At 62.9% G+C, this 22,994-nt stretch carries 20 protein-coding genes; 4 read left to right on the top strand and 16 right to left on the bottom strand.

Going from position 1 to position 22,994, the window contains the following annotated elements; genetic code table 11:
* Nucleotides 1-98: 98 nt before the first annotated feature.
* Nucleotides 99-1,112, top strand: coding sequence for an extracellular solute-binding protein (locus AC3RCM_RS24835; RefSeq protein ID WP_003249550.1), 1,014 nt, complete (start codon nucleotides 99-101; stop codon nucleotides 1,110-1,112).
* Nucleotides 1,112-2,677, top strand: a complete 1,566-nt coding sequence (locus AC3RCM_RS24840; protein ID WP_409320337.1) for an ABC transporter permease — start codon at nucleotides 1,112-1,114, stop codon at nucleotides 2,675-2,677. Before AC3RCM_RS24835 ends, AC3RCM_RS24840 begins: the two co-directional genes overlap by 1 nt.
* An 84-nt stretch (nucleotides 2,678-2,761) precedes the next feature.
* Here the strand turns inward: AC3RCM_RS24840 and AC3RCM_RS24845 are convergent, their stop codons facing one another.
* The 13 genes from AC3RCM_RS24845 to AC3RCM_RS24905 form a co-directional block, all read right to left on the bottom strand.
* Nucleotides 2,762-3,229 carry a DUF2867 domain-containing protein gene (locus AC3RCM_RS24845; RefSeq protein ID WP_104962642.1) on the bottom strand — a complete coding sequence of 156 codons (468 nt, stop codon included), beginning with the start codon at nucleotides 3,227-3,229 and terminating at the stop codon, nucleotides 2,762-2,764.
* 159 nt (nucleotides 3,230-3,388) lie between these two features.
* On the bottom strand, nucleotides 3,389-5,323 hold the full coding sequence (locus tag AC3RCM_RS24850) for a methyl-accepting chemotaxis protein (protein WP_020193403.1): 1,935 nt from the start codon (nucleotides 5,321-5,323) through the stop codon (nucleotides 3,389-3,391).
* Nucleotides 5,324-5,654: 331 nt separating this feature from the next.
* Nucleotides 5,655-6,947, bottom strand: a complete 1,293-nt coding sequence (locus AC3RCM_RS24855; protein ID WP_003249542.1) for an adenylosuccinate synthase — start codon at nucleotides 6,945-6,947, stop codon at nucleotides 5,655-5,657.
* 56 nt (nucleotides 6,948-7,003) lie between these two features.
* A complete protein-coding gene (locus AC3RCM_RS24860) occupies nucleotides 7,004-8,191 on the bottom strand; it encodes an ATP phosphoribosyltransferase regulatory subunit (protein ID WP_010955481.1) in 1,188 nt (395 codons plus the stop codon).
* A gap of 301 nt (nucleotides 8,192-8,492) precedes the next feature.
* Entirely contained in the window at nucleotides 8,493-9,362 is an 870-nt protein-coding gene (gene hflC / locus AC3RCM_RS24865; RefSeq protein ID WP_003249538.1) for a protease modulator HflC, read from the bottom strand.
* Entirely contained in the window at nucleotides 9,362-10,543 is a 1,182-nt protein-coding gene (hflK, locus tag AC3RCM_RS24870; protein WP_014592593.1) for an FtsH protease activity modulator HflK, read from the bottom strand. Before hflK ends, hflC begins: the two co-directional genes overlap by 1 nt.
* Before the next feature lie 96 nt (nucleotides 10,544-10,639).
* Entirely contained in the window at nucleotides 10,640-11,941 is a 1,302-nt protein-coding gene (gene hflX / locus AC3RCM_RS24875; RefSeq protein ID WP_492629235.1) for a ribosome rescue GTPase HflX, read from the bottom strand.
* A gap of 12 nt (nucleotides 11,942-11,953) precedes the next feature.
* Nucleotides 11,954-12,214 (bottom strand): RNA chaperone Hfq, encoded by a 261-nt coding sequence (gene hfq, locus AC3RCM_RS24880; protein ID WP_003249532.1) that lies wholly within the window; start codon nucleotides 12,212-12,214, stop codon nucleotides 11,954-11,956.
* Nucleotides 12,215-12,308: 94 nt separating this feature from the next.
* Nucleotides 12,309-13,280 carry a tRNA (adenosine(37)-N6)-dimethylallyltransferase MiaA gene (gene miaA, locus AC3RCM_RS24885; protein WP_010955483.1) on the bottom strand — a complete coding sequence of 324 codons (972 nt, stop codon included), beginning with the start codon at nucleotides 13,278-13,280 and terminating at the stop codon, nucleotides 12,309-12,311.
* A 1-nt stretch (nucleotide 13,281) separates the two neighbouring features.
* Nucleotides 13,282-15,180, bottom strand: a complete 1,899-nt coding sequence (gene mutL / locus AC3RCM_RS24890) for a DNA mismatch repair endonuclease MutL (RefSeq protein WP_104886985.1) — start codon at nucleotides 15,178-15,180, stop codon at nucleotides 13,282-13,284.
* On the bottom strand, nucleotides 15,180-16,610 hold the full coding sequence (locus AC3RCM_RS24895) for an N-acetylmuramoyl-L-alanine amidase (RefSeq protein WP_010955485.1): 1,431 nt from the start codon (nucleotides 16,608-16,610) through the stop codon (nucleotides 15,180-15,182). The genes mutL and AC3RCM_RS24895 overlap by 1 nt, the downstream gene beginning before the upstream one ends.
* Before the next feature lie 11 nt (nucleotides 16,611-16,621).
* Nucleotides 16,622-17,095 carry a tRNA (adenosine(37)-N6)-threonylcarbamoyltransferase complex ATPase subunit type 1 TsaE gene (tsaE, locus tag AC3RCM_RS24900; protein WP_003249523.1) on the bottom strand — a complete coding sequence of 158 codons (474 nt, stop codon included), beginning with the start codon at nucleotides 17,093-17,095 and terminating at the stop codon, nucleotides 16,622-16,624.
* A complete protein-coding gene (locus AC3RCM_RS24905) occupies nucleotides 17,083-17,943 on the bottom strand; it encodes an NAD(P)H-hydrate dehydratase (RefSeq protein WP_064492376.1) in 861 nt (286 codons plus the stop codon). The genes tsaE and AC3RCM_RS24905 overlap by 13 nt, the downstream gene beginning before the upstream one ends.
* Before the next feature lie 65 nt (nucleotides 17,944-18,008).
* Here AC3RCM_RS24905 and queG point away from each other — a divergent pair, with 65 nt between their 5' ends.
* On the top strand, nucleotides 18,009-19,073 hold the full coding sequence (queG, locus tag AC3RCM_RS24910; RefSeq protein WP_492629236.1) for a tRNA epoxyqueuosine(34) reductase QueG: 1,065 nt from the start codon (nucleotides 18,009-18,011) through the stop codon (nucleotides 19,071-19,073).
* 140 nt (nucleotides 19,074-19,213) lie between these two features.
* Here queG and AC3RCM_RS24915 read toward each other — a convergent pair whose 3' ends face one another.
* Nucleotides 19,214-19,825, bottom strand: a complete 612-nt coding sequence (locus tag AC3RCM_RS24915; protein ID WP_020193322.1) for a trimeric intracellular cation channel family protein — start codon at nucleotides 19,823-19,825, stop codon at nucleotides 19,214-19,216.
* A 91-nt stretch (nucleotides 19,826-19,916) separates the two neighbouring features.
* Entirely contained in the window at nucleotides 19,917-20,459 is a 543-nt protein-coding gene (gene orn, locus AC3RCM_RS24920) for an oligoribonuclease (RefSeq protein WP_003249514.1), read from the bottom strand.
* Between the two features lie 152 nt (nucleotides 20,460-20,611).
* On the opposite strand from orn, the gene rsgA reads away from it, so the two are divergent.
* Nucleotides 20,612-21,643 (top strand): small ribosomal subunit biogenesis GTPase RsgA, encoded by a 1,032-nt coding sequence (gene rsgA / locus AC3RCM_RS24925; protein ID WP_064492375.1) that lies wholly within the window; start codon nucleotides 20,612-20,614, stop codon nucleotides 21,641-21,643.
* A gap of 307 nt (nucleotides 21,644-21,950) precedes the next feature.
* Here rsgA and motB read toward each other — a convergent pair whose 3' ends face one another.
* Complete coding sequence (motB, locus tag AC3RCM_RS24930) at nucleotides 21,951-22,991, bottom strand: flagellar motor protein MotB (protein WP_064491492.1); 1,041 nt, start codon at nucleotides 22,989-22,991, stop codon at nucleotides 21,951-21,953.
* Between the last annotated feature and the right edge of the window lie 3 nt (nucleotides 22,992-22,994).

The raw sequence follows: 22,994 nt of genomic DNA on the forward strand, positions 1-22,994 counted from the left end.
ATGGTCTGACCATGAATTTCTCGTCACCCGGCCACTTGAGAAACAATTTCGTTTACCATTGTTTCCAAATATGTAGCCGTAAGCGAGGAAGTACCCGCATGACGATCCGCCCGCAACCGCTGATGCGTACCCTGGCCGCCGCAGTGCTGAGCCTGGTCATCGGCGCTCCGGCCGCCATGGCAGACGCACCGGTCACGCTGACCATGTACAACGGTCAGCACAAGGAAATTGGTGAAGCCATTGCCAAGGCCTATGAGGCCAAGACCGGCATTCACATCGACATCCGCAAAGGCAGCAGCAACCAGCTGGCCAGCCAGATCATCGAGGAAGGTGATCGTTCGCCGGCCGACATCATCTATACCGAAGAGTCCCCGCCCCTGAACAACCTGGGCGAGCTGGGCCTGCTGGCCAAGATTGACGACGCCACGCTGAACATGATGCCCAAGGAGTACGTTGGCGCGAACGGCACCTGGATGGGTATCACCGCCCGTACGCGCATCGTGGTGTACAACCCGAAGAAAGTCGACGAGAAAGACCTGCCGACCACGGTGATGGACTTCGCCAACCCTGAGTGGGAAGGCCGCGTCGGCTACGTCCCTACCAGTGGTGCGTTCCAGGAGCAGGCCGTGGCCATTCTGAAGATGCACGGGCGCGAAGCCACCGAAGAATGGTTGACCGGCCTGAAAGCCTTCGGCAAGACCTACACCAACAACATGGTCGCCCTCAAAGCCGTGGAAAAAGGTGAAGTGGCTGCGGTACTGGTCAACAACTACTACTGGTACGCGCTTGAACGCGAACGCGGCAAGCTGGACACCAAGCTCTACTACCTGGCCGACGGCGATGCTGGCAACCTGGTCACTATCTCCGGCGCAGGCGTGGTCAAGGCCAGCAAACACCCGAAAGAAGCCCAGGCCCTGCTCAACTGGATGGCCAGCGAAGAAGGCCAGCGCGTGATCACCCAGACCACCGCCGAGTACCCGCTGCACAAGGGCATGGTTTCTGACCGCGGCCTGAAACCGTTCGACGAGCTGCGCCCGCCGAAGATCTCGCCAGCTGACTTGGGCAATGCCGAGGAAGCCATCGAACTTGAGCGTGAGGTCGGCTTGCTCTGATGACTGCCGCCCTGTCCGAACCGGTGCCGGTACGCTTCGTACCGCGCCGCAAGCGCCCTTCCATCTGGGTAGTGCTGCCTGTGCTGTTCCTAGTGGCAATGAGCTTGCTGCCACTGGCTTATGTCGCCATCAAAGCCTGGGAAGCCGGCTGGCGCGAAGCCTTGCACCTGCTGTGGCGGCCCTTTGTCTGGGGGCTGATGCGCAACACCCTGCTGCTGATGGTCGGGGTGACGCTGACCTGCATGGTGGTCGGCCTGGCACTGGCCTGGCTGCTGGAGCGCAGCAACCTGGCCGGCCGCCGGTTGTGGGGCGTGGTGCTATGCCTGCCATTCGCCGTGCCGTCGTTCGTCAGCAGCTTCACCTGGGTGTCGCTGAGTTCGGACTTTGAAGGCCTGGGTGGCGCGATCATGGTCATGGCCCTGTCCAAGTACCCGCTGGTGTTCCTGCCCGTTGCTGCGACCCTGCGCAACCTCGACACCTCGCTGGAGGAGTCGGCACGCACTCTGGGTTGCAGCCGCTGGGGCGTGTTCAGCAAAGTCACCCTGCCACTGCTGTGGCCGTCGATGCTCGGCGGTGCGCTACTGATTGCCCTGCATATGCTGGTGGAGTTTGGCGCGCTGTCGATACTCGGCCTTCAAACCTTTACCACGGCGATCTACCAGCAGTTCGAACTGGAGTTCAGCAACGCCAACGCGGCCATGCTGTCTGCCGTGCTGCTGGCGATGTGCCTGGCAATGCTGTGGCTGGAACTGCGGGTGCGCGGCAAAGCCCGCCATGTACGCATCGGCCAGGGCGTAGCGCGGCGTGCGCAACCGGTGCGGCTGCACGGCTGGGCGGTGCTGGCGCAACTGTTCTGCGTGGGCCTGGCGGTGCTGGGCAGCGGCATTCCGCTGGCGATGCTCGGTTACTGGCTGAGCGTGGGTTCGTCGGCGGCATTCCCGGTGGCGGCCATCTCGAAGGCGTTGTTCACCTCGCTGTCGGTGTCGCTGGGCGGTGCCGGCTTCTGTGTGCTGCTGGCTCTGCCTATCAGCTTCCTGGTGGTGCGCTACAAAGGCCGCCTGGCGATTTGGGCTGAGCGTCTGCCCTACCTCCTGCACGCCCTGCCCGGCCTGGTGATTGCCCTGACCCTGGTTTTCTTCGCCCTGCACTACGTGCCGGCGCTGTACCAGACCACGGCACTGTTGTTGCTGGCCTATGCACTGCTGTTCCTGCCGCTGGCCCAGTCGCCGGTGCGCACCGCACTGAACAAGGCCTCACCAACGCTGGAAGAAGCTGCGCGCACCCTTGGCGCCAGTAGCTTTGCCGCATTCTGCCGGGTGACCTTGCCGATCATCTTCCCGGCCATGGCAGCGGCCTTTGCACTGGTGTTCCTGGATGCCATGAAAGAGCTGACGGCTACCCTGCTGCTCAGCCCGACCGGCATGACAACCCTGGCCACCGAAGTGTGGGCGCATACGGCCAATGTCGAGTTCGCGGCGGCGGCGCCGTATGCGGCATTGCTGATCGTGGTGTCGGGGTTGCCGGTATATCTGCTCACTACGCGGATGTATCTGAACAAGGCATGAACTTCTTCGCGGGCTTGCCCTCAGGTACAGCACCGGTCTCAGGGCCTGCGCTGTACCTGTGGGGGCTTGCCGGTGATCAGGCCATCAGATGTTACGCAGCATGCGCCGCACAATTGGCCCATGGGCCTTGCCGACCGGCAACATGTAAAGCCGACCGAAGGTGTTGAAGCACTGCACCGAGGTGGTCACGCTCAAGCGCTGACACCCTTCCCACTGCTCATCTAGATCTACGCTCACCATCACAGCCAGGTGCGTGTCACGCGAGGTCAGGACCAGTTGCTGGTCGCTGATGGCCTCGACAGTGAAGAAGTCCAGGCGCTCACCGACGGCTGGCACATGCGTTGGATCGCCGCGAGTGAAGCCGTGGATATCGGCGACATTGAAACGGCGTGAGATGAAGTCGCGAATGCGGAAGGCCCGGGCCAGCCAGTAGGGGACGTCCGAGGTCATAGCGCAGTAGGCTTGCAGGGCGGTCATCGGGTCAGTGAGCTTTACGCTGTCACTGTGCAGGAAATTCAGGTCGGCCTGGGCGGCGATTAGTTGGGCGGACATTAGCAACTCCTTTTGCCATGTGTCGCCGACAGCATAGCAACACCGTGGTGGATGGCACGGGCTTCGCCCGTGTTCGCGGGCAAGCCCGCTCCCACAGGGATCGCGCCAGCTTTTAGAAATTGAGCAAGACAATTGCTCTCACAAGAGACCGCGCAGGATTCAGGCCCGGAACTGGCCCAGGCTGGCGCGCAGCTGAGCCGCCAGATCATCCAGCACCTTGCTGCTGGCCGTAGTCTGCATCACCACCTCAGCCGAACGCTCAGCCTGAGCATGGATAGTCTCCACCCGCCCACGCACCGCCTGCGCGCCATTCGCCTGCTGCTCGGCCGCACGGGTAGCCAAGCCAATGGCCGCATGCACCTGCTCCACCGCCGCCTGCACTGACTGCTGCCGACGCTCGTTGTCACGCAGCACCAGCAAGCCTTCGCTAGCCTTGAGCCCAGCCTGGCTGATGGTGGCCACAGCTTCCTTGGCGCCCTTCTGCAATGCTGCGATGTGCGCCTGGATATCGCCCGTAGAGCTTTGCGTCTTGCTCGCCAGCGCGCGCACCTCGTCGGCCACCACGGCAAAGCCGCGCCCGGTTTCGCCAGCACGGGCCGCCTCGATGGCGGCGTTCAAGGCCAACAGGTTGGTCTGCTCGGCGATACCGTGGATCACCGTCAGCACCACTTCGATCTGCTCGCTCTGCTTGGCCAGGCGCTCGATCACCTGGGAGCCGGCATCCACCTGCCCAGCCAGGTTCTCGATCAAACCGGCAAGCTGGGTCGAGGTGCGGCTGTTTTCATCGGTCGCCTGGCGGATATCCACCACTTGCTGCAACGCCGCCTGCATCGCATGACTTTCGGCTTGTGCTTCATCGGCCATGCTCGACAGGTCGCGCAGGCTGGCGGCCACTTCATCGCGCTGCAATGCGGCGGCAGCATCTGCGCCAGCGTTGCGCTGGGCCATCGCGCCAATCTCCACACCCGTGCGCTGCGCCACCTCGCCGGCTTCGCGCACAATCGGCTGCAACTTGTCGACAAAGCGGTTCACTGCCGAGGCCATGTCGCCGATTTCATCTCGGCTGTCGAGCGGCACGCGCTTGGTCAAGTCACCTTCGCCGGCCGCCAGGTCATCAAGAGCGGCAATCAACAGGCGCAGCTTGCTCAGTACCCGGCGGCCTAGCACCAAAGCCACCACTACCAGCACCCCGAGGCCGACCAGCACCAGGCCCAGACCGATACGCCAGCGCAGCTCTGCAGCGGCATCGCGCACGGTTTGCGCGGTATTGGCCTGCATGGCGGCAGCACTGCCCTGCGCCTTCTCCAGGCGTTCACGCAGGGTCTTGCCGCTATCGGCAGCAGCTCCGACCAGGCTGTCGCCAACCAACTGCTCTCCGCTAGCGATCAGCGCTGCGAAGCGCTGGTCCAACGCCTTTAGCTCATGGTCGATGCCGGCAGTGGAAACCCCCATCACCACCTTACCGATTTCCGTGCCATTGGGGCTGATCGAGGCTTCGACGAAGTACACCGCCGGGTCACGCCGGGCAGCATCAATCACCTTGTCCAGCGCACGCTCGCCCTGGCCCTTTTCCATCAAAGCCTGGTTGATCGGGTTTTGCCGGTTGAGGTAGCGAGTCAGGTGCTGACCTTGAGCGTCGTCGTACACCACGAACAGCACGTTCGGGTTGCGCTGAGCGCGTCGTGCGAAATCCGAGAGCACTGGCACATCGTTGTCCCAGATCGCCCGCGGCGCAACCGAAGCCAGCAGTTCGGCCATATCGTTGGCGGAGTCCTTCAGGTTCTTTTCCAGGGTGCTGCGCAGTTGCTGCTGTTCGCTTTGCAGGCGCTCCGACAACCCTGCGCTCAGGCGCTGACGGGTACTGCTGGACAGGCCGTCGAGCCCAGAGCGCACATCTTGCCCGGCTTGCTCCAGATCGCTTGCGAGTTGGCGGCTGTCATTACCCAGCCGTTCGCCAAGGTCGGCCTCCAGAGCGGTGACCGTGCTTCGGGTGAGCGCAACGGCAACCAGCACCTGCACCAAAAGAGCGATACCAAGGGCAACAAACACAGGCCGCAATAGGCGGCTTCGTAACAGTGAGAGGATGGCAGACACGGTGTAACCCTCGTGTTTTCTGGCGCCACTATTTTGATGGCATCTACAGAAACTTCTTACAGCAAGGGTTGTGCCGTAGGCAGCAGGGAAATGCGCCAAGGTCTAGCAAAGGGGTTTCGTGTGCAGGCCCATTCGCGGGTAAACCCGCTCCTACAACGGCCTGCGCCCAACCACCGTTGTGTGCCCCGTGTAGGAGCGGGTTTACCCGCGAATACAGTAGCGGCAGCAACGGTGGATTGCCGGTGGATAATGGCCAGCACAGACATGCCCACAAATGAAAACGCCGCGGCCCTTCTCAGGGCCGCGGCGTCAGATCAGCCTGGAGGGCAGATCAGGCGAACGGGTGACGCAGCACGATGGTCTCGTTGCGGTCCGGGCCGGTCGAAATGATGTCGATCGGCGCGCCAACCAACTCTTCGATGCGCTTGATGTAGTCACGCGCAGCTTGCGGCAGCTCTTCCAGGGTTTTCACACCCAGAGTCGACTCGCTCCAGCCTGGCATCTCTTCGTACACCGGCTCAAGGCCAATGTAGCTGTCGGCATCAGAAGGCGCGTCGATGACGGCACCGTTCTCGTTCTTGTAGCCAACGCAGATGTTGATGGTTTCCAGGCCATCCAGTACGTCCAGCTTGGTCAGGCAGATGCCCGAGATGCTGTTGACGTCGATGGCGCGACGCAGGATCACGGCATCGAACCAGCCGCAACGACGGGCACGGCCGGTGGTGGAACCGAACTCGTGGCCACGCTTGGCCAGGGTAGCACCGGTCTCGTCGAACAGTTCGGTCGGGAACGGACCGGAACCTACGCGAGTGGTGTAGGCCTTGGTGATGCCGAGGATGTAGTCGAGGTACATCGGGCCGACGCCGGAACCAGTGGAAATACCACCGGCAGTGGTGTTGGAGCTGGTGACGTACGGGTAGGTGCCGTGGTCGATGTCCAGCAGCGAGCCCTGGGCGCCTTCGAACATGATGTCCTTGCCGGCGCGACGCAGGTTGTGCAGCTCGGCGGTGACGTCGAGCATCATCGGCTTGAGCTGTTCGGCGTAAGCCATGCACTCGTCCAGCGTCTGCTGGAAGTCGATGGCTGGCTCTTTGTAGTAGTTCACCAGCTGGAAGTTGTGGTAATCCAGCAGCTCACCCAGCTTGGCAGCGAAACGCTCGCGGTGGAACAGATCACCCACGCGCAGGCCGCGACGTGCCACCTTGTCTTCGTAAGCTGGGCCGATACCACGGCCGGTGGTGCCGATCTTGGCTTCGCCACGGGCTTTTTCGCGGGCCTGATCCAGGGCCACATGGTACGACAGGATCAGCGGCGCAGCCGGGGAAATGCGCAGGCGCTCGCGCACCGGTACGCCTTTCTCTTCCAGCTTGGTGATTTCACGCATCAGTGCATCCGGGGCAACGACCACGCCGTTACCGATCAGGCACTGTACGCCTTCACGCAGGATGCCGGACGGAATCAGGTGCAAAACGGTCTTTTCACCGTTGATCACCAGGGTGTGACCCGCATTGTGGCCACCCTGGTAGCGCACTACGGCGGCAGCATGTTCGGTCAGCAGATCGACGATCTTGCCTTTGCCCTCATCACCCCACTGGGTGCCCAGGACGACGACATTCTTACCCATTACATTGGTCCTCATTCACGCAAACTTGGTTGCCGGCCTGTTGCCGACGCAGAAACTCACTGGGCCAGCGGCAGAACCTGCCAGCGCCCGTCTTGCTGAATCAATTGCCGATCACAATCCGCCTCGAGAGCAGCACTCAACGGCTGGCCAGGCAGAGCCTGAACCACACGCTGGCCCTCGTTGCGCAACTGGCAGACTTGCTGCCAGAGGGCCGCATCGCCACTGTCCGGCATCCAGATGCCGCCAGTTGGCAATACGACCTCCGCTCGCCCCAGTGTGACCAGGGTCTTCAAATCCGTGGAGAAACCAGTGGCCGGGCGCGCCCGGCCAAAGTCGGCGCCGATATCGTCGTAGCGCCCGCCCTGAGCGATCGATTGGCCTTCGCCTGGCACGAACACGGCGAACACCACGCCCGTGTGGTAGTGGTAACCACGCAGCTCGCCGAGGTCGAAATACAGCGGCAGGTCCGGGTAGCGCGACGCCAGGCGATCAGCGATCGCCAGCAGGTCGTCCAGCGCCGCCAGCACGCTGGCCGGGGCGCGACCGAGGCGCACGCGGGCTTCAGCCAGTACTTCACGACCACCACACAGCTCGACCAGGGCGCGCAGCATGCTGCCCAAGTCTTTCGGCAGGTCGGCGGTCAGCGCCTGCACTTCATCGACAGCCTTGCGTTGCATGGCGTCGAACAGCTGCTGTTCGACCGCGCCGGACAGGCCGGCGGCACGGGCCAGGCCGCGGTAAATACCGACGTGGCCCAGGTCCATGTGCACATCCGGCACATCGGCCAGTTGCAGCGTGGCGAGCATCAGGCTGATGACTTCGACGTCGCTGGTAGGGCTGGCATCGCCGTACAGTTCGGCACCCAGCTGGATCGGGCTGCGCGAGGTGGACAGGGCACGCGGCTGGGCGTGCAGCACGCTGCCGGCATAGCACAGGCGGCTCGGGCCCTCACGGCGCAGTGTGTGCGCATCGATACGCGCTACCTGCGGGGTGAAGTCGGCGCGGAAGCCCATCAGGCGGCCGGACTGCGGGTCCACTACCTTGAAGGTGCGCTGATCCAGGTCCTGGCCGGCGCCGGTAAGCAGCGACTCCAGGTACTCGATATGCGGGGTGACGACCAGTTCGTAGCCCCAACTCTGGAACAGGTCCAACACCTGGCGGCGCGCGATCTCGATGCGCGCAGCCTCAGGTGGCAGTACTTCCTCGATGCCATCTGGCAGCAGCCAGCGGTCTACCGTTGCCATTACGCCATTTCCCCTCTGGTCCGGGCGGCTTGCCAGCAGGCAAACCGTCAGAAAAGCCGGTATCGCGCACAGCAGCGGGCAGCACTGATCCCAGCGCAGCCACCGTACCCGACACCCTCAAATTGCCTTGCGAGCTGACCAAACTGTCAACCGGCGCTGTGCCAATCAACCTTGCAGACGCAAAAAAGCCGGGAAATTTCCCGGCTGCCTCATCATACACCCCTTTTCATTCAGGATGCACCCCGCCTGGTGCATTAGCTGCCAGGCGGGGTGCCGCTGCATGAAAATCAGGGCCTGAGCATCACGGTCTGCTCTTGTCCAGGTAACGGAAGAATTCGTTCTTCGGGTCCAGGACCATCACGTCGCTCTTGCTCGAGAAACTCTCGCGGTATGCCTGCAGGCTACGGTGGAACGCATAGAAATCAGCGTCCTGGCTGTAAGCCTTGGCATAGATAGCGGCCGCTTGGGCATCACCATCACCACGGGTCTCTTCTGCTTCGCGATAAGCCTCGGCCAGCAGCACACGGCGCTGACGGTCGGCATCGGCACGGATACCTTCAGCCAGCTCGTTACCCTTGGCACGGTGCTCGCGGGCTTCACGCTCACGCTCGGTGCTCATGCGGTCGAACACGCTGCGGTTGACTTCCTTCGGCAGGTCGATGGCCTTGACGCGCACGTCGACCACCTCGATGCCCAGTTCCTTGCTCGCCATGCGGTTCAGCGATGCAGTGATGTCAGCCATCAGTGCATCACGCTCACCGGAAACCACTTCGTGCAGGGTACGCTTACCGAACTGGTCGCGCAGGCCACTTTCCAGACGACGCGACAGACGCTCGTCGGCGATCTGCTTCATGCCGGACGTGGCGGTGTAGAAGCGTTCAGCGTCCTTGACGCGCCACTTGGCGTAGGCGTCGACCATCACCGCTTTCTTTTCCAGGGTCAGGAACCGCTGGGTAGGAGCGTCGAGTGTCATCAGCCTAGCGTCGAACCTGCGCACCTGGTTCACGTACGGAATCTTCACGTGCAGGCCTGGCTGAACATCCGCCTGGACCACCTTACCGAAACGCAGCAGTACCGCCCGCTCGGTCTGGGACACGATGTAGAAGCTGTTCCAGGCCACAATGGCCAGGACCACGGCGGCGATCAGGGCGATCAGCGATCTATTGCTCATCAGCGGCTCTCCCTAGTACGCAGCGGCTGCTGTTGCTGTTGCATGTCCTGCGCGGCACGAGCGGCCGCATCGTTAGCCGATGGCGACGCGCTGGTGGTTGGCATGGACGGCTTGCGGCTGCCTTCGACCATCTTGTCCAGTGGCAGGTAGAGCAGGTTGCTCTGCCCGTCCTTGGTTGCCACCATGACCTTGCTCGAGTTGCTGTAGACCTCTTGCATGGTCTCCAGATACAGACGCTCACGGGTTACGTCAGGTGCCTTGCGGTACTCGGCAAGCAGCTTGGTGAAGCGGTCTGCCTCACCCTTGGCCCGGGCGATGACTTCGTCGCGGTAACCATTGGCGTCCTCGATGATGCGCTGGGCCTGACCACGGGCTTCCGGCACCACGCCATTGGCATAGGACTCGGCCTGGTTGCGGGCACGCTGCTCGTCTTCGCGGGCGCGGATCACGTCGTCGAAGGCTTCCTGCACTTCACGCGGGGCTGCCGCGCTCTGTACGTTGACCTGGGTAACGGTGATACCGGTACGGTAGGTGTCGAGGAAGCGCTGCAGGCGTTCGCGGATATCCACGGCCATCTGCTCACGACCCTCGGTCAACACCTGGTCCATCGAAGTGGAACCCACCACGTGACGCAGAGCACTCTCGGTCGCGTGCTGCAAGCTCACCTCAGGCTGGTCGACGTTGAGCACGAAGTCCTGCAGGTTGCTGATCTTGTACTGGACGGTCAGAGGCACCTCGACGATGTTCTCGTCTTCGGTCAGCATCTGGCCCTGCTTGGTGTAGGCACGCTCACGCGTGACGTTTTCCATGTACTTGCGATCAAGCGGCGGGAAGTAGATGTTCAGGCCGGGACCGACCGTCTCATAGTACTTGCCGAGGCGCAGCACAACCGCCTGCTCCTGCTCGTCGACCACATACACGGCGCTGTACAGCCAGATTGCAGCCAGCACCGCCAGGCCGATGCCCAGCAGGCCCAGGCCACCGCCCTTGCCGACATTGCGATCACCGCCGCCACGTTTCTTGCTGCCGCCGAACATGCCATTCAGGCTGTCCTGCAGTTTGCGGAAGGCCTCGTCCAGATCCGGTGGACCTTTCTTGTCACCACCGCCGCCACCGCCACCACGGCGGCCGCCCCAGGGATCCTGATTGTTCGAGTTGCCACCCGGCTCGTTCCAAGCCATAGCGCTCTCCATCTGATAAAGCAAAGACGCGCCCACGGCGCGCCGTCCAATGCTACAGAATGCCTGTCACTGCTGCCCGGCGACCTCGACGAGCATTTATTGCAAAGTGTGTTGCTCGACAAACACTTGTGGCTCCATGCCTTCGCGGCTGACCAGGCGATTCAGTTCGACCATGGGCAGTCGCACGCTCAGCAGGCTGCGCCCTTCTTCATCATGCTCTTCACTCTGCACGGCACCCAAGGCAAAGAATTGCGCGCGCAAGCGGGCAAAACGCTGCTCCAGGCACAGGGTACCGACAAACAGATCATCCCCCAGCAACTCGGCAACCGCCTGGCCAACCAGCTCCAGGCCACGCCCATCGCGTGCCGATACCCAGACCCGTTCCGGCTTGCCATCGGCATTACGCTGGATCTGTGGCTCGACATCTTCGAGCAAGTCGAGTTTGTTGTACACCTCCAGGATCGGCAACCCCTCGGCACCGATCTCGCCCAACACCGCCAGCACCTGCTCGATCTGCTCCATGCGCTCTGGCTCATGGGCGTCGATCACATGCAGCAACAGGTCGGAGTTGCTCGACTCTTCGAGCGTAGCCCGAAATGCCTCGACCAGCTTGTGCGGCAGGTGGCGAATGAAGCCTACGGTGTCGGCCAGCACGATCGGCCCCAGGTCGTTGAGCTCGAGCCGGCGCAGGGTCGGGTCGAGGGTGGCGAACAGCTGGTCCGCGGCATACACCTCGGATTCGGTCAGGGCGTTGAACAGCGTGGACTTGCCGGCGTTGGTATAACCCACCAGCGACACCGAGGGGATATCCGCGCGCTTGCGCCCGCGACGCGCCTGCTCACGCTGGCTGCGCACTTTCTCCAGGCGTGACTTGATCTGGCGTATACGCACCCGCAACAGGCGGCGGTCGGTTTCCAGCTGGGTTTCACCCGGGCCGCGCAGGCCGATACCACCTTTTTGTCGCTCAAGGTGAGTCCAGCCGCGCACCAGCCGCGTGCTCATGTGCTCCAGCTGGGCCAGTTCGACCTGCAGCTTGCCTTCATGGGTACGCGCCCGTTGGGCGAAGATATCGAGGATCAGCCCGGTACGGTCGAGCACACGACACTCGAACACATGTTCAAGGTTGCGCTCCTGACTAGGCGTGAGGGTGTGATTGAAAATCACCAGGTCTACCTGTTCGGCATGGACCAGGTCGTGCAGCTCTTCGACCTTGCCACTGCCAATCAGGTATTTGGCGGAAGGCTGATGCCTTGTCACCGTGACCAGCGAGACGATGTCGGCACCGGCCGACAATGCCAACTCCTGAAACTCCTGCGGGTCTTCGCGCGCCTCAGGGTTCTGACCTTCCAAGTGAACGAGCAACGCCCGCTCACCACCACCGTGGCGCTCAAAGAACAATGCAGGCTCCTATCAGGCGTTGCCTGGCTCGCTGTCGCCGTGCTCGCTGTCGGTCGGGCTTGGCAGGCGGACCGGACGGGCCGGAACTACGGTCGAGATGGCGTGCTTGTAGACCATCTGGCTGACGGTGTTCTTCAGCAACACCACGAACTGGTCGAACGATTCGATCGAGCCCTGCAGTTTGATACCGTTGACCAGGTAAATGGATACCGGGACCTTTTCTTTTCTCAAGGTGTTCAAGTAAGGGTCTTGTAGCGAATGCCCTTTTGACATATGCCGCACTCCTGTAAGGATAAATAATAGAAAATCAATAAAATCGATAAATTAGGCCGCCCCTTCGCAAGAATAGACGGCAATCAGCAGGGACTCAGCTCAATATGGAGATGGCCCCAAGGTATTTCAAGGTGCGGGACAGATTGTCGCAGGCCAGGCTGTCAAGCCAGTGCACTTCAGGCCAGCCACGCAACCAGGTGAACTGCCGCTTGGCCAGCTGCCGGGTAGCGATGATACCGCGTTCACGCATCTCATTCTCAGTCAGCTTGCCATCCAGGTAATCCCAGACTTGCCGATACCCCACTGCCCGTATAGACGGCAGCCCGGCGTGCAAGTCACTTCTGGCTCGCAGCGATCGGACCTCGTCAACGAAGCCCTGTTCCAGCATCTGCGAAAATCGTAACGCAATTCGCTGATGCAAAATGTGACGATCTGTAGGAGCGATCGCCAAACTGGCGACAGTATAGGGCAAATGTCCGCCGGCGCCTGCGTCTGCGCCGCGACTTTCCGCGAATTGACGCCGACGATGAGCTGTCATGCTCTCGCCGCTCACCCGGTACACCTCCAATGCCCGGATCAGCCGCTGCGGGTCATTGGGGTGGATACGTGCCGCGGACTCCGGGTCGACTTCGGCCAACTGGCGGTGCAGCTCGGCCAGGCCCAGGGCTTCAGCCTGCGCTTCCAGCTCGGCGCGCACCGTCGCATCGGCGGCCGGCATGTCGGCCAGGCCATCGATCAACGCCTTGTAATAGAGCATGGTGCCGCCGACCAGCAGCGGGATCTTGCCGCGCGCGGTGATCTCGGCCATGGCCTCCAGCGCGTCGGCACGGAACTGCGCGGCGGAATAGCTCTGGGCCGGGTCGAGAATGTCGATCAGCCGGTGCGGGTGGGCAGCGAGGACTTCTTTCGACGGCTTGGCCGAACCGATATCCATGCCCCGGTAGACAAGTGCCGAATCGACGCTGATCAGTTCACACGGCAGCACTGTGGTCAGTTCGATGGCAAGGTCGGTCTTGCCGGCCGCCGTCGGACCCATCAGGAATATTGCAGGGGGCTTGCCGCTCATTTCATCGACCGCGCAGGAAAAGTTTGTCCAGATCGTCCAGACCCATCTGGGTCCAGGTAGGACGACCATGGTTGCACTGGCCGCTGCGCTCGGTGTTTTCCATGTCGCGCAGCAGGGCGTTCATCTCGGGAATTGCCAGGCGCCGGTTGGCGCGCACGGCACCGTGGCAGGCCATGGTACCGAGCAGTTCGTTGAGGTGCGCCTGAATGCGATCACTGGTGCCGTACTCCATAAGGTCGGCAAGCACGTCCTGCACCAGGCGGTTGGCTTCAGCCTGCTTGAGCAAGGCCGGGATCTGGCGAATCGCCAAGGTCTCAGGGCCCAGGCGCTGCAATTCGAAGCCCAGACGCTGAAACCACTGTGCATGCTCTTCGGCACAGTCGGCTTCACGCTGGCTAAGGGCCACGGTTTCCGGCACCAGCAGCGGCTGGCCACTCAGGCCCTCGCTGGCCATGGCCACCTTGAGGCGCTCGTACATTATCCGCTCGTGGGCGGCGTGCATGTCCACCAGCACCAGGCCAACCGCGTTCTCGGCCAGGATGTAGATACCCTTGAGCTGCGCCAGGGCATAGCCTAGCGGGGGAATGTCGCCCTGGCTTTCGGGCAGTGCCGTCGCAGGCGCTGCACCGGTTTCCAGCGGTTTATAGAACTCGCGATACACCGCCTGTGCCTCTGCGGCCGGCAGCGGCTGCGAGGGACGTGGGGTGTACTGATACTGGTAACCGGCGCCACTGCCACCATTGGAAAACGACTGTTGCGGGGCTCGAGGCTGTTCAAGCACCGGCGAGGCCAGGCGCATTTCACCCTGGGGCCCGAACTCACCGGCCTGCTGGCCGGTGGGGCGAACCAGCTCAGGTACGGCAGCAGGTGCGGCCAGCTGGTCTTCCGGACGTACATCGGCCAAGGCACGGTGCAAGGTGCCATACAGGAAGTCATGCACCGAGCGCCCTTCACGGAACCGTACTTCATGCTTGGTAGGGTGCACGTTCACATCGACGCCGTTGGGCTCCAGCTCCAGGAACAGCACGAACGTGGGGTGGCGGCCGTTGAACAGCACGTCCCGGTAGGCCTGACGCACGGCATGGGCGACCAGTTTGTCGCGCACTGCCCGGCCATTGACGAAGAAGTACTGCAGGTCTGCCTGGCTGCGCGAGAACGTCGGCAGGCCGACCCAGCCCCAAAGGCGCAGGCCGTTGCGCTCGACGTCGATCGGCAGTGCCTGCTCCATGAAGCCCGGCCCGCAGATGGCACCCACCCGCCGTGCACGGGCGATTTCGTCGTGGGCCTCGTGCAGGCTGAGGATGCTCTTGCCATTGTGGCGCAGGTGGAAGCCAACATCGAAACGGGCCAGCGCCAGCCGCCGGATCACTTCCTGCAAGTGATCGAATTCGGTTTTCTCGGCTTTGAGGAACTTGCGCCTGGCCGGGGTATTGAAGAACAAATCGCGCACTTCCACCGAGGTACCGACCGGGTGCGCCGCCGGCTGCACCCGCGGCGTCATGTCGCGGCCTTCGGTTTCTACTTGCCAGGCCTCACTGGCACTGGCGGTACGCGAGGTCAGGGTCAGGCGCGCCACCGAACTGATCGAGGCCAAGGCCTCGCCACGGAAGCCCAGGCTCAATACCCCTTCTAGGTCTTCCAGCTCGCGGATCTTGCTGGTGGCGTGTCGGGCCAGGGCCAGCGGCAGGTCGTCGGCAGAAATGCCGCTGCCATCATCCCGCACCTTCAGCAGTTTGACGCCGCCCTGCTCGACTTCGATATCGATGCGCCGGGCACCGGAGTCCAGGCTGTTTTCCAGCAGTTCCTTGGCCACAGACGCCGGCCGCTCGACAACCTCGCCGGCGGCAATCTGGTTGGCCAGCCGCGGGCTGAGCAGCTGAATTCGCGAACCGCCACTCATCATTGCGCGGCCAAGGTTGTGGCGGGTACATCGAGGCGCTGGCCAACCTTCAGCTCATCGGTCTTCAGGCTGTTGATGCTGCGCAGACTGGCCACACTGACCTGGTAACGCACGGCGAGCATCGCCAGGGTTTCGCCAGGGCGTACGGTGTGTTCACGCGGGCCGGCGGCGATCTTGCCGGTGTCACGCAGCCAGGCGATATAGGTGCCAGGTGGCGGGTTCTGCTGGAAGTACTGGTGCACCCCGGTGCGGATCGAACGGGCCAGCGCCTGCTGGTGGCTCGACGAGGCCAGCTTGGCTGCTTCGTTGTTGTTCGAGATGAACCCGGTTTCAACGAGGATCGACGGAATATCCGGCGACTTCAGCACCATGAACCCGGCTTGCTCCACGCGCTGCTTGTGCAACGAAGTCACCCGCCCCATGTTGCCCAACACCTTTTGCCCCACGTTGAGGCTGGAGCTGAGCGTAGCGGTCATCGACAGATCAAGCAGCACGCCAGCGAGCATGCGGTCCTTGTCGTCGAGGCTGACATTACCCGCACCACCGATCAGGTCAGAACGGTTTTCCGTGTCGGCCAGCCAGCGCGCCGTCTCGGAGGTGGCGCCACGATCGGACAGGGCGAACACCGAGGCGCCAAAGGCTGCGCGCGACGGGGCCGCGTCGGCGTGAATCGAAATGAACAGGTCGGCGCCTTTCTTGCGGGCGATTTCCGTACGCTTGCGCAGCGGGATGAAGTAATCGCCGGTGCGGGTCAGCTCTGCACGGAAACCTTTTTCGCTGTTGATCTGACGCTGCAGTTCCTTGGCGATCTGCAACACGATGTCTTTTTCGTGCTGGCCACGCGAGCCGGAAGCGCCAGGGTCTTCGCCGCCGTGCCCGGCATCGATGGCAACCACGATGTCACGCTTGCCACTGGGTACCGGTGGTAGCTTGATCGCCGGCTGGGCCGGCGTCACTGGTACCGCCGGCGTGGTCGCAGGCGTTTGTACCGGGGCCGGAGCAGGTGGCGGCGCGCTGGCCGCGATGGCGTCAGCTTCCTGGTCATACAGGTCGACCACCAAGCGGTTGCCGTACTGTGCATTGGGCGCCAGGGTGAAGCTTTTCGGGGTAACCGACTTTTTCAGGTCGACCACAACCCGAAGGTCGGTTGGCGTACGCTGAGCCGAACGTACGCTGCTTATCGGCGTGTTGGAGGTGGCCACATTCAGTGGCGCGGCCAGTGTTGCGCCATTGATGTCGATGACCAGGCGATCGGGTGCGCTCAGGGTGAAGACACTATGCTGCACGGGGCCAGACAGGTCGAAGACCAGCCGCGTGTTGTCCGGTGCGCGCCACAGGCGCATGCTCTTGACTTGAGTGACGGCCAGAGCCTCAACGGTCACCGTTGTCAGCAGCAGCCCAACGATGGCGACCAGTGCGCGTATGCGCATACCTACCCCACTTACTGTTTATAGTGTTCGGCCAGTGCCACGCACCAAGCCTCGCCGCGAGCCCCCTGCGGCGAAAGGTTCAGCGAGCGTCCACTCGCTTGGGGGCTTATGGTAATGGTCAGGTCAGGCTTTGGCAAAACGCCCGCACCCTTTTGTGGCCATTCGAACAGGCACAGCGGGTCGCCCTCGAAATAGTCACGAATGCCCATGAACTCAAGCTCCTCCGGGTCGACCAGGCGATACAGGTCGAAGTGAAAGGCTCGGACCTCGCCGATTTCATAGGGTTCGACCACGGTGAACGTCGGGCTTTTCACAGCACCAGTATGGCCCAGACCACGGATCAGGCCACGCGACAGGGTAGTTTTACCCGCGCCCAGGTCGCCCTCGAGGAAAATCACGCCGCGACCGCCGGTCACCTCAGCCAGTGCTGCACCGAATTTGACCGTGGCCTCTTCATCGGCCAGAAACAGATTTAAGCCAGACACGCAGAATGCTCCTCCAACAACTCACGAATGGCCGGCGCCAGATCACTGGCCGCCAGGCCTCTACCTTTTTTCCCAAGGCGCTCGCCGGCACAGGCGTGCAGCCACACCCCCAGACAGCCCGCGCCCCAGGCATCCAGGCCTTGGGCCAACAGGGCTGCCAGCACGCCAGTCAGCACATCGCCCAGGCCGGCGCCGGCCATCGCCGGGTGCCCGCGCTCGCACAACGCCAGCTGCCCGCTCGGGGCTGCCACCAGTGTGCCAGCACCTTTGAGCACACAGACGCTGTTATAACGGCGCGCCAGCTTGCGCGCGGCACCAGGGCGGTCGGCCTGCACCGCCTCGGTGGCAATCCCCAGCAGCCGCGCCGCCTCCCCCGGGTGTGGAGTAAGGATGCTGCCACTGGGCAGGGCCAGCGGGGTGCGCGCCAGCAAATTCAGGGCATCGGCATCCCACACTTGCGGCCGCTCGGCGTTGGCCACCGCCGACAGCAGGCTGCGGCCCCACGCCGCCTGTCCCAGGCCGGGCCCGACTACCAGCACCGAGGCGCGCTCCAGCACGCCCATCAGCTGGTTGGCCGAACAGACACCCAGGCACATGACTTCGGGCAGGCGCGCCAGGCTGGCCGACACGTGCTCGGGCCGGGTTGCCACGCTGACCAGCCCGGCGCCGCAACGCAGGGCGGCTTCGGCACTGAGCAACACAGCGCCTCCGGTACCCAGGTCGCCCCCGACCACCAGTACATGGCCAAAGTCGCCTTTGTGGGCATGCGCCTGCCGTGCCGGCAGGCGGGCAACCGTCACGCTGCTGAGCAATTGTGGGGCATTACTGGGGTGTTTGGTCTGCGGCATGGGGTCAAAGGCTCCAATGTCTGGCAGAATTATACGCACCTGAGCCCGTATTGCCTTGCCCATCCATGTCCGCCTCTACACCTGACCTCGCCCAACTGGCCCAATCGATCAAGATGTGGGGCCAGGAACTCGGTTTTGCCCATGTTGGCATCGCCGGGGTCGACCTTGGCGAACACGAACACCACCTGCAGCGTTGGCTCGACGCCGGTTATCAGGGTGAAATGGAATACCTGGGCGCCCACGGCAGCAAAAGGTCACATCCCGACCAGCTGATCCCCGGCACAGTACGCGTGGTCTCGCTACGTATGGACTACCTGCCAGGCGACACGCAGATGGCGCAGCGCCTGGCCCAGCCCGAGAAGGCCTACGTGTCACGCTACGCGCTTGGCCGGGATTACCACAAGCTGGTGCGCAAGCGCGTGCAGTTCCTCGCCGACCGCATCCAGGAAGCCATCGGCCCGTTCGGCTACCGCGCCTTCGTGGACAGCGCCCCGGTACTGGAAAAAGCCTTGGCCGAACAGGCCGGGCTGGGTTGGATCGGCAAGAATACGCTGCTGCTCAACCGCAAGGCGGGCAGCTACTTCTTCCTTGCCGAACTGTTCGTCGACCTGCCGTTGCCGGTGGACGAAGCCACCACCAGCGAGCACTGCGGGCGTTGCCAGGCCTGCCTGGACATCTGCCCGACACAAGCGTTTGTCGGGCCCTATGTGCTGGATGCGCGACGCTGCATCTCGTACCTGACCATCGAGCTGAAGGGCGCGATCCCTGTCGAGTTACGCGCAAAGATGGGCAACCGGGTATTCGGTTGCGACGACTGCCAGATCGTCTGCCCCTGGAACCGCTTTGCCAAGCACAGCCAGGAGCAGGACTTCCAGCCACGGCACGGGCTGGAAAATACCGACCTGGCGGCGATGTTCCTATGGGATGAACGCACCTTCCTGCGCAAGACCGAGGGCGGGCCTTTGCGGCGGGCGGGGTACGAGCGGTTCTTGCGCAACCTGGCGGTGGGGTTGGGCAATGCGCCCTCCACGATTCCGGTGATCGAGGCGCTGAAGGCCCGGCGTGACGATGAATCGGAATTGGTGCGCGAGCATGTGGAGTGGGCGCTGGCCCGACACGGAGCTCAATAGCGACCAGGCTCAGAGCATGCGCCATCCTTGTGGGAGCGGGCGCGCCCGCGAAGCAGGCGACACAGGGAATGGCACCGGCTTCGCCGGTGTTCGCGGGCACGCCCGCTCCCACAAGGGCCCTGTTGCGCTTGTAAATTGCGTCACTGCTGGTCGTTGTAGTGGAACTTAGGCATTTCCCAGTGGAAGCGTATCGCCAGCAGGCGCAACAGGAAGCCGCCAAACAGAGTTAGCAACATCGCCTGCTCCGCCGGCACCTTGAAATACACGCATCCCAGATAGAACCAGGCCGCCGCAAATGACACGCTGGCATACAGCTCACGGCGAAACACCAGCGGGATGTCGTTGCAGAAGATATCCCGCAGGATCCCGCCGAACACCCCGGTGATCACCCCGCTGATCGACGCCACCAGCATGCCCTGCCCCATCTCCAGCGCCGTCATGCAACCTATCAGGGTAAACGCCACCAACCCCAGGGCATCGAGCACCAGGAACAGCGAGCGAAGGCGGCGCATCATTGGCGCGATGAAAATGGTCAGCAGCGCCGCAAAACTGGTCAGCACCAGGTACTCAGGGTGCTTCACCCAGGTCAGCGGATAATGCCCGAGCAGCACATCACGCACCGAGCCGCCCCCAAGCGCAGTGACGCAGGCGATCAGCACCACGCCAAACCAGTCCATGCCGCGACGCCCGGCAGACAGCGCGCCAGTCATGGCTTCGGCGGTAATGGCGATAAGGTAGAGCATCAACAACATGGTGCGGGTCCGTGCAGGAAAGGCGCGCAGTCTAACCAGTTGCCCGGGGCACCAAAAGGGGGCGCAGATACAATATCTGCGCCAATTCGACTCACAGCTTGATGAAGTGCTCGCGATAGTGACGCAGTTCGGCGATCGATTCGCGGATATCGTCCAGCGCCAGGTGGGTATTGCCCTTCTTGAAGCTGTCACGCACGTCCGGCGCCCAGCGCGCGGCCAGTTCCTTGAGGGTGGAGACATCCAGGTTGCGGTAGTGGAAGTAGTTTTCCAGGTTGCGCATGTGGCGGTAGAGGAAACGACGATCCTGGCAGATGCTGTTGCCGCAGATCGGCGACTTGCCTTTAGGCACCCACTGCTCGAGGAAGGCGATGGTCTGTGCCTCGGCTTCGGCCATGCTGACCTTGCTCTCGCGTACGCGCTGGGTCAGCCCCGAAGCACCATGGGTGCGGGTGTTCCACTCGTCCATGCGCGCCAGCACTTCGTCACTGTGGTGGATGGCGATCACCGGCCCTTCGGCCAAGGTATTGAGCTCGCTGTCGGTGACGATGGTGGCCATTTCGATGATGACGTCGCTGTCCGGATCCAGGCCGGTCATTTCCAGGTCGATCCAGATCAGGTTCTGTGGGTTTTGCATGCAGGGGCTCCTCATATAGGCGGTCATATTAGCCTAGTGGCCAAGGCACGCCCATTCACGGCACAAAGGTGAGCAGAATAGTCCAGCGGCGGGCGTGCTAAACTGCCTGCCGTTTTCAATGCCCCACGCCGGGCCTCTCTTACGGTACCTTCATGGCCAAACGCCAGCTCAATCGCCGCCAAAACTGGCGGATCGAAAAAATCCAGGGCGAGCGCGCCGCTCGCGCGGCCAAACGCGAGCAGCATGCACTGCAGGAACTGGAAGGTGGCGACCTGGGGCCGGAACAACTGGGCCTGGTGATCGCGCACTTCGGCGTGCAGGTAGAAGTTGAAGCTCAGGATGGCGAAACCGCAGGCCAGGTGTTCCGCTGCCATTTGCGCGCCAACCTGCCAGCACTGGTCACCGGCGACCGTGTCGTGTGGCGTGCGGGTAACCAGGGCATCGGCGTGATCGTGGCGCAGATGCCGCGCAGCACCGAGCTGTGCCGGCCGAACAACCATGGTCAACTCAAGCCGGTGGCAGCCAACGTCGACCTGATCGTGATCGTGTTCGCCCCGGCGCCGGAGCCGCACCCGAACCTGATCGACCGCTATCTGGTAGCGGCCGAGCACGCCGGCCTGCGCCCGCTGCTGCTGTTGAACAAGGCCGACCTGATCAACGACGAGAACGGCCCCGGCCTGCATGCGCTGCTGGAGATCTACCGCGAACTGGGCTACCCGCTGCTGGAAGTATCGGCTCACCAGGGCGACGGCATGCAGCGCCTGCAGCAGCAACTCGACGGCCATATCAGCGTGTTCGTCGGCCAGTCGGGGGTGGGCAAGTCGTCGCTGGTCAACAGCCTGCTGCCAGACGCCGGCACCCGCGTCGGCGACTTGTCGGAATGGTCAGGCCAGGGTACCCACACCACCACCACGGCGCGGCTGTACCACTTCCCGAACGGCGGCGACCTGATCGACTCGCCGGGTATCCGCGAGTTCGGCCTTGGCCATGTCAGCCGCGACGACGTGGAGGATGGCTTCATCGAGTTCCGCGACCTGTTCGGCACCTGCCGCTTCCGCGACTGCAAGCATGACCGCGAACCGGGCTGCGCGCTGCTCAAGGCACTGGAAGAGGGGCGCATCAAGCCGCAGCGCATGAACAGCTACCGCTCGATCATCGCCAGCCTGGCAGAAGACAGCTACTGAAACGCTCGAATTGAAAGTTGCCGCGATCCCTTGTAGGAGCGGGTTTACCCGCGAATACGGTGGCGACTGCAACGGTGAACGGCAGGTGGAAATTGGCCAGCAGGTCCGGCCCTTTCGCGGGTGAACCCGCTCCTACGACGGCCTGCGCCCAATCACCGATGCGTATGTAGGAGCGGCTTTAGCCGCGAACACCGGCAACGCCGGTGCCATTCACCGCGCTGGAGGCTTCGCAGGTAAACCCGCTCCTACAGTGATCGCGCCAACGTTCAGGTGTTGGGTAGCACAGGTGCCCACACAGAAAAGCCGCTTACTGCTCCTTGGCTTCATCCATCTTCAGCGTGCCATCTTCAAAGATGTTCAGCTTCTGGCGCAGCTCGCGCGGTTGCATCGGTGGCTGTTCAGTTGCCTCTGGGGCAGCCGGTGCCGAAGCCCCTGGCGCTGCACCACTGGCTGGCGCTGCAGGAGCAGTTGGCGCATCTGGCGGTGTTTCCGGCGCACCCTGCTCACCTTCGATATTGCGCTGGGCTTTCTTGGTCAGCACGATGATGTCGATACGGCGGTTGACCGGGTTGAACGGGTCCTTGCGGTCGAACAGTGACGACGAGGCGTACCCCACCACCCGTGCCACCTGGCCGTCCGGGTAACCACCCGCCACCAGGGCGCGCCGCGCGGCGTTGGCGCGGTTGGCCGACAGCTCCCAGTTACCGTACTCGCCAGTGCCGGCATACGGCTTGGCATCGGTATGGCCGCTGATGCTGATCTTGTTCGGCACCGCCTTGATGGTGTCGGCCATGGCCAGCAGGATATCTTCGAAGTAGGGCTGCAGGCGCGCGCTACCGATGTCGAACATCGGTCGGTTCTCGGCATCCATGATCTGGATACGCAGGCCGTCCTGAGTGATCTCGAACAGGATCTGGTCCTTGAACTTCTGCAGCTGCGGGTTCTCTTCCACCTTGTTCTGCAGTTCCTGCAGCAGCAGCTCCAGACGCTCGCGCTCGACCTGCTCGGCCATGGTCTCGACCTGGTCCTTGCTCAGCTGAGTGGGGGACTGCTGCGTCGGCTCGGTCTTCACTTCCGGATTGATGGTTTTGTCCGGCGCCATCTCCGGTGAACCACCCAGGTCGATGACATAAGGCGTGCCACTCTCGGAGAAACCGATAGGGTCCTGGAAGTAGCCGGCAATGGCGATCTTCTGCTCAGGCGTGGCCGTGGACAACAGCCACAGCACCAGGAAGAACGCCATCATCGCCGTGGCGAAGTCGGCAAAGGCGATTTTCCAGGCGCCACCATGGTGGCCGCCGCCAAAGCGCTTGACGCGCTTGACGATGATGGGCTGATTGTTCTCCATGAC

This window comes from Pseudomonas sp. GW823-FHT05G12 (assembly GCF_058795575.1).

Excerpts from the sequence above, each read along its gene's own strand:
- AC3RCM_RS24845 (WP_104962642.1), bottom strand. The coding sequence starts at position 3,229 with ATGTCCGCCCAACTAATCGCCGCCCAGGCCGACCTGAATTTCCTGCAC.
- AC3RCM_RS24840 (WP_409320337.1), top strand. The coding sequence starts at position 1,112 with ATGACTGCCGCCCTGTCCGAACCGGTGCCGGTACGCTTCGTACCGCGC.
- hflC (WP_003249538.1), bottom strand. The coding sequence starts at position 9,362 with ATGAGCAATAGATCGCTGATCGCCCTGATCGCCGCCGTGGTCCTGGCC.
- AC3RCM_RS24895 (WP_010955485.1), bottom strand. The coding sequence starts at position 16,610 with ATGCGCATACGCGCACTGGTCGCCATCGTTGGGCTGCTGCTGACAACG.
- motB (WP_064491492.1), bottom strand. The coding sequence starts at position 22,991 with ATGGAGAACAATCAGCCCATCATCGTCAAGCGCGTCAAGCGCTTTGGC.
- hflK (WP_014592593.1), bottom strand. The coding sequence starts at position 10,543 with ATGGCTTGGAACGAGCCGGGTGGCAACTCGAACAATCAGGATCCCTGG.
- AC3RCM_RS24915 (WP_020193322.1), bottom strand. The coding sequence starts at position 19,825 with ATGTTGTTGATGCTCTACCTTATCGCCATTACCGCCGAAGCCATGACT.
- AC3RCM_RS24860 (WP_010955481.1), bottom strand. The coding sequence starts at position 8,191 with ATGGCAACGGTAGACCGCTGGCTGCTGCCAGATGGCATCGAGGAAGTA.
- AC3RCM_RS24855 (WP_003249542.1), bottom strand. The coding sequence starts at position 6,947 with ATGGGTAAGAATGTCGTCGTCCTGGGCACCCAGTGGGGTGATGAGGGC.
- rsgA (WP_064492375.1), top strand. The coding sequence starts at position 20,612 with ATGGCCAAACGCCAGCTCAATCGCCGCCAAAACTGGCGGATCGAAAAA.
- orn (WP_003249514.1), bottom strand. The coding sequence starts at position 20,459 with ATGCAAAACCCACAGAACCTGATCTGGATCGACCTGGAAATGACCGGC.
- hfq (WP_003249532.1), bottom strand. The coding sequence starts at position 12,214 with ATGTCAAAAGGGCATTCGCTACAAGACCCTTACTTGAACACCTTGAGA.
- miaA (WP_010955483.1), bottom strand. The coding sequence starts at position 13,280 with ATGAGCGGCAAGCCCCCTGCAATATTCCTGATGGGTCCGACGGCGGCC.
- queG (WP_492629236.1), top strand. The coding sequence starts at position 18,009 with ATGTCCGCCTCTACACCTGACCTCGCCCAACTGGCCCAATCGATCAAG.
- mutL (WP_104886985.1), bottom strand. The coding sequence starts at position 15,180 with ATGAGTGGCGGTTCGCGAATTCAGCTGCTCAGCCCGCGGCTGGCCAAC.
- AC3RCM_RS24905 (WP_064492376.1), bottom strand. The coding sequence starts at position 17,943 with ATGCCGCAGACCAAACACCCCAGTAATGCCCCACAATTGCTCAGCAGC.
- AC3RCM_RS24835 (WP_003249550.1), top strand. The coding sequence starts at position 99 with ATGACGATCCGCCCGCAACCGCTGATGCGTACCCTGGCCGCCGCAGTG.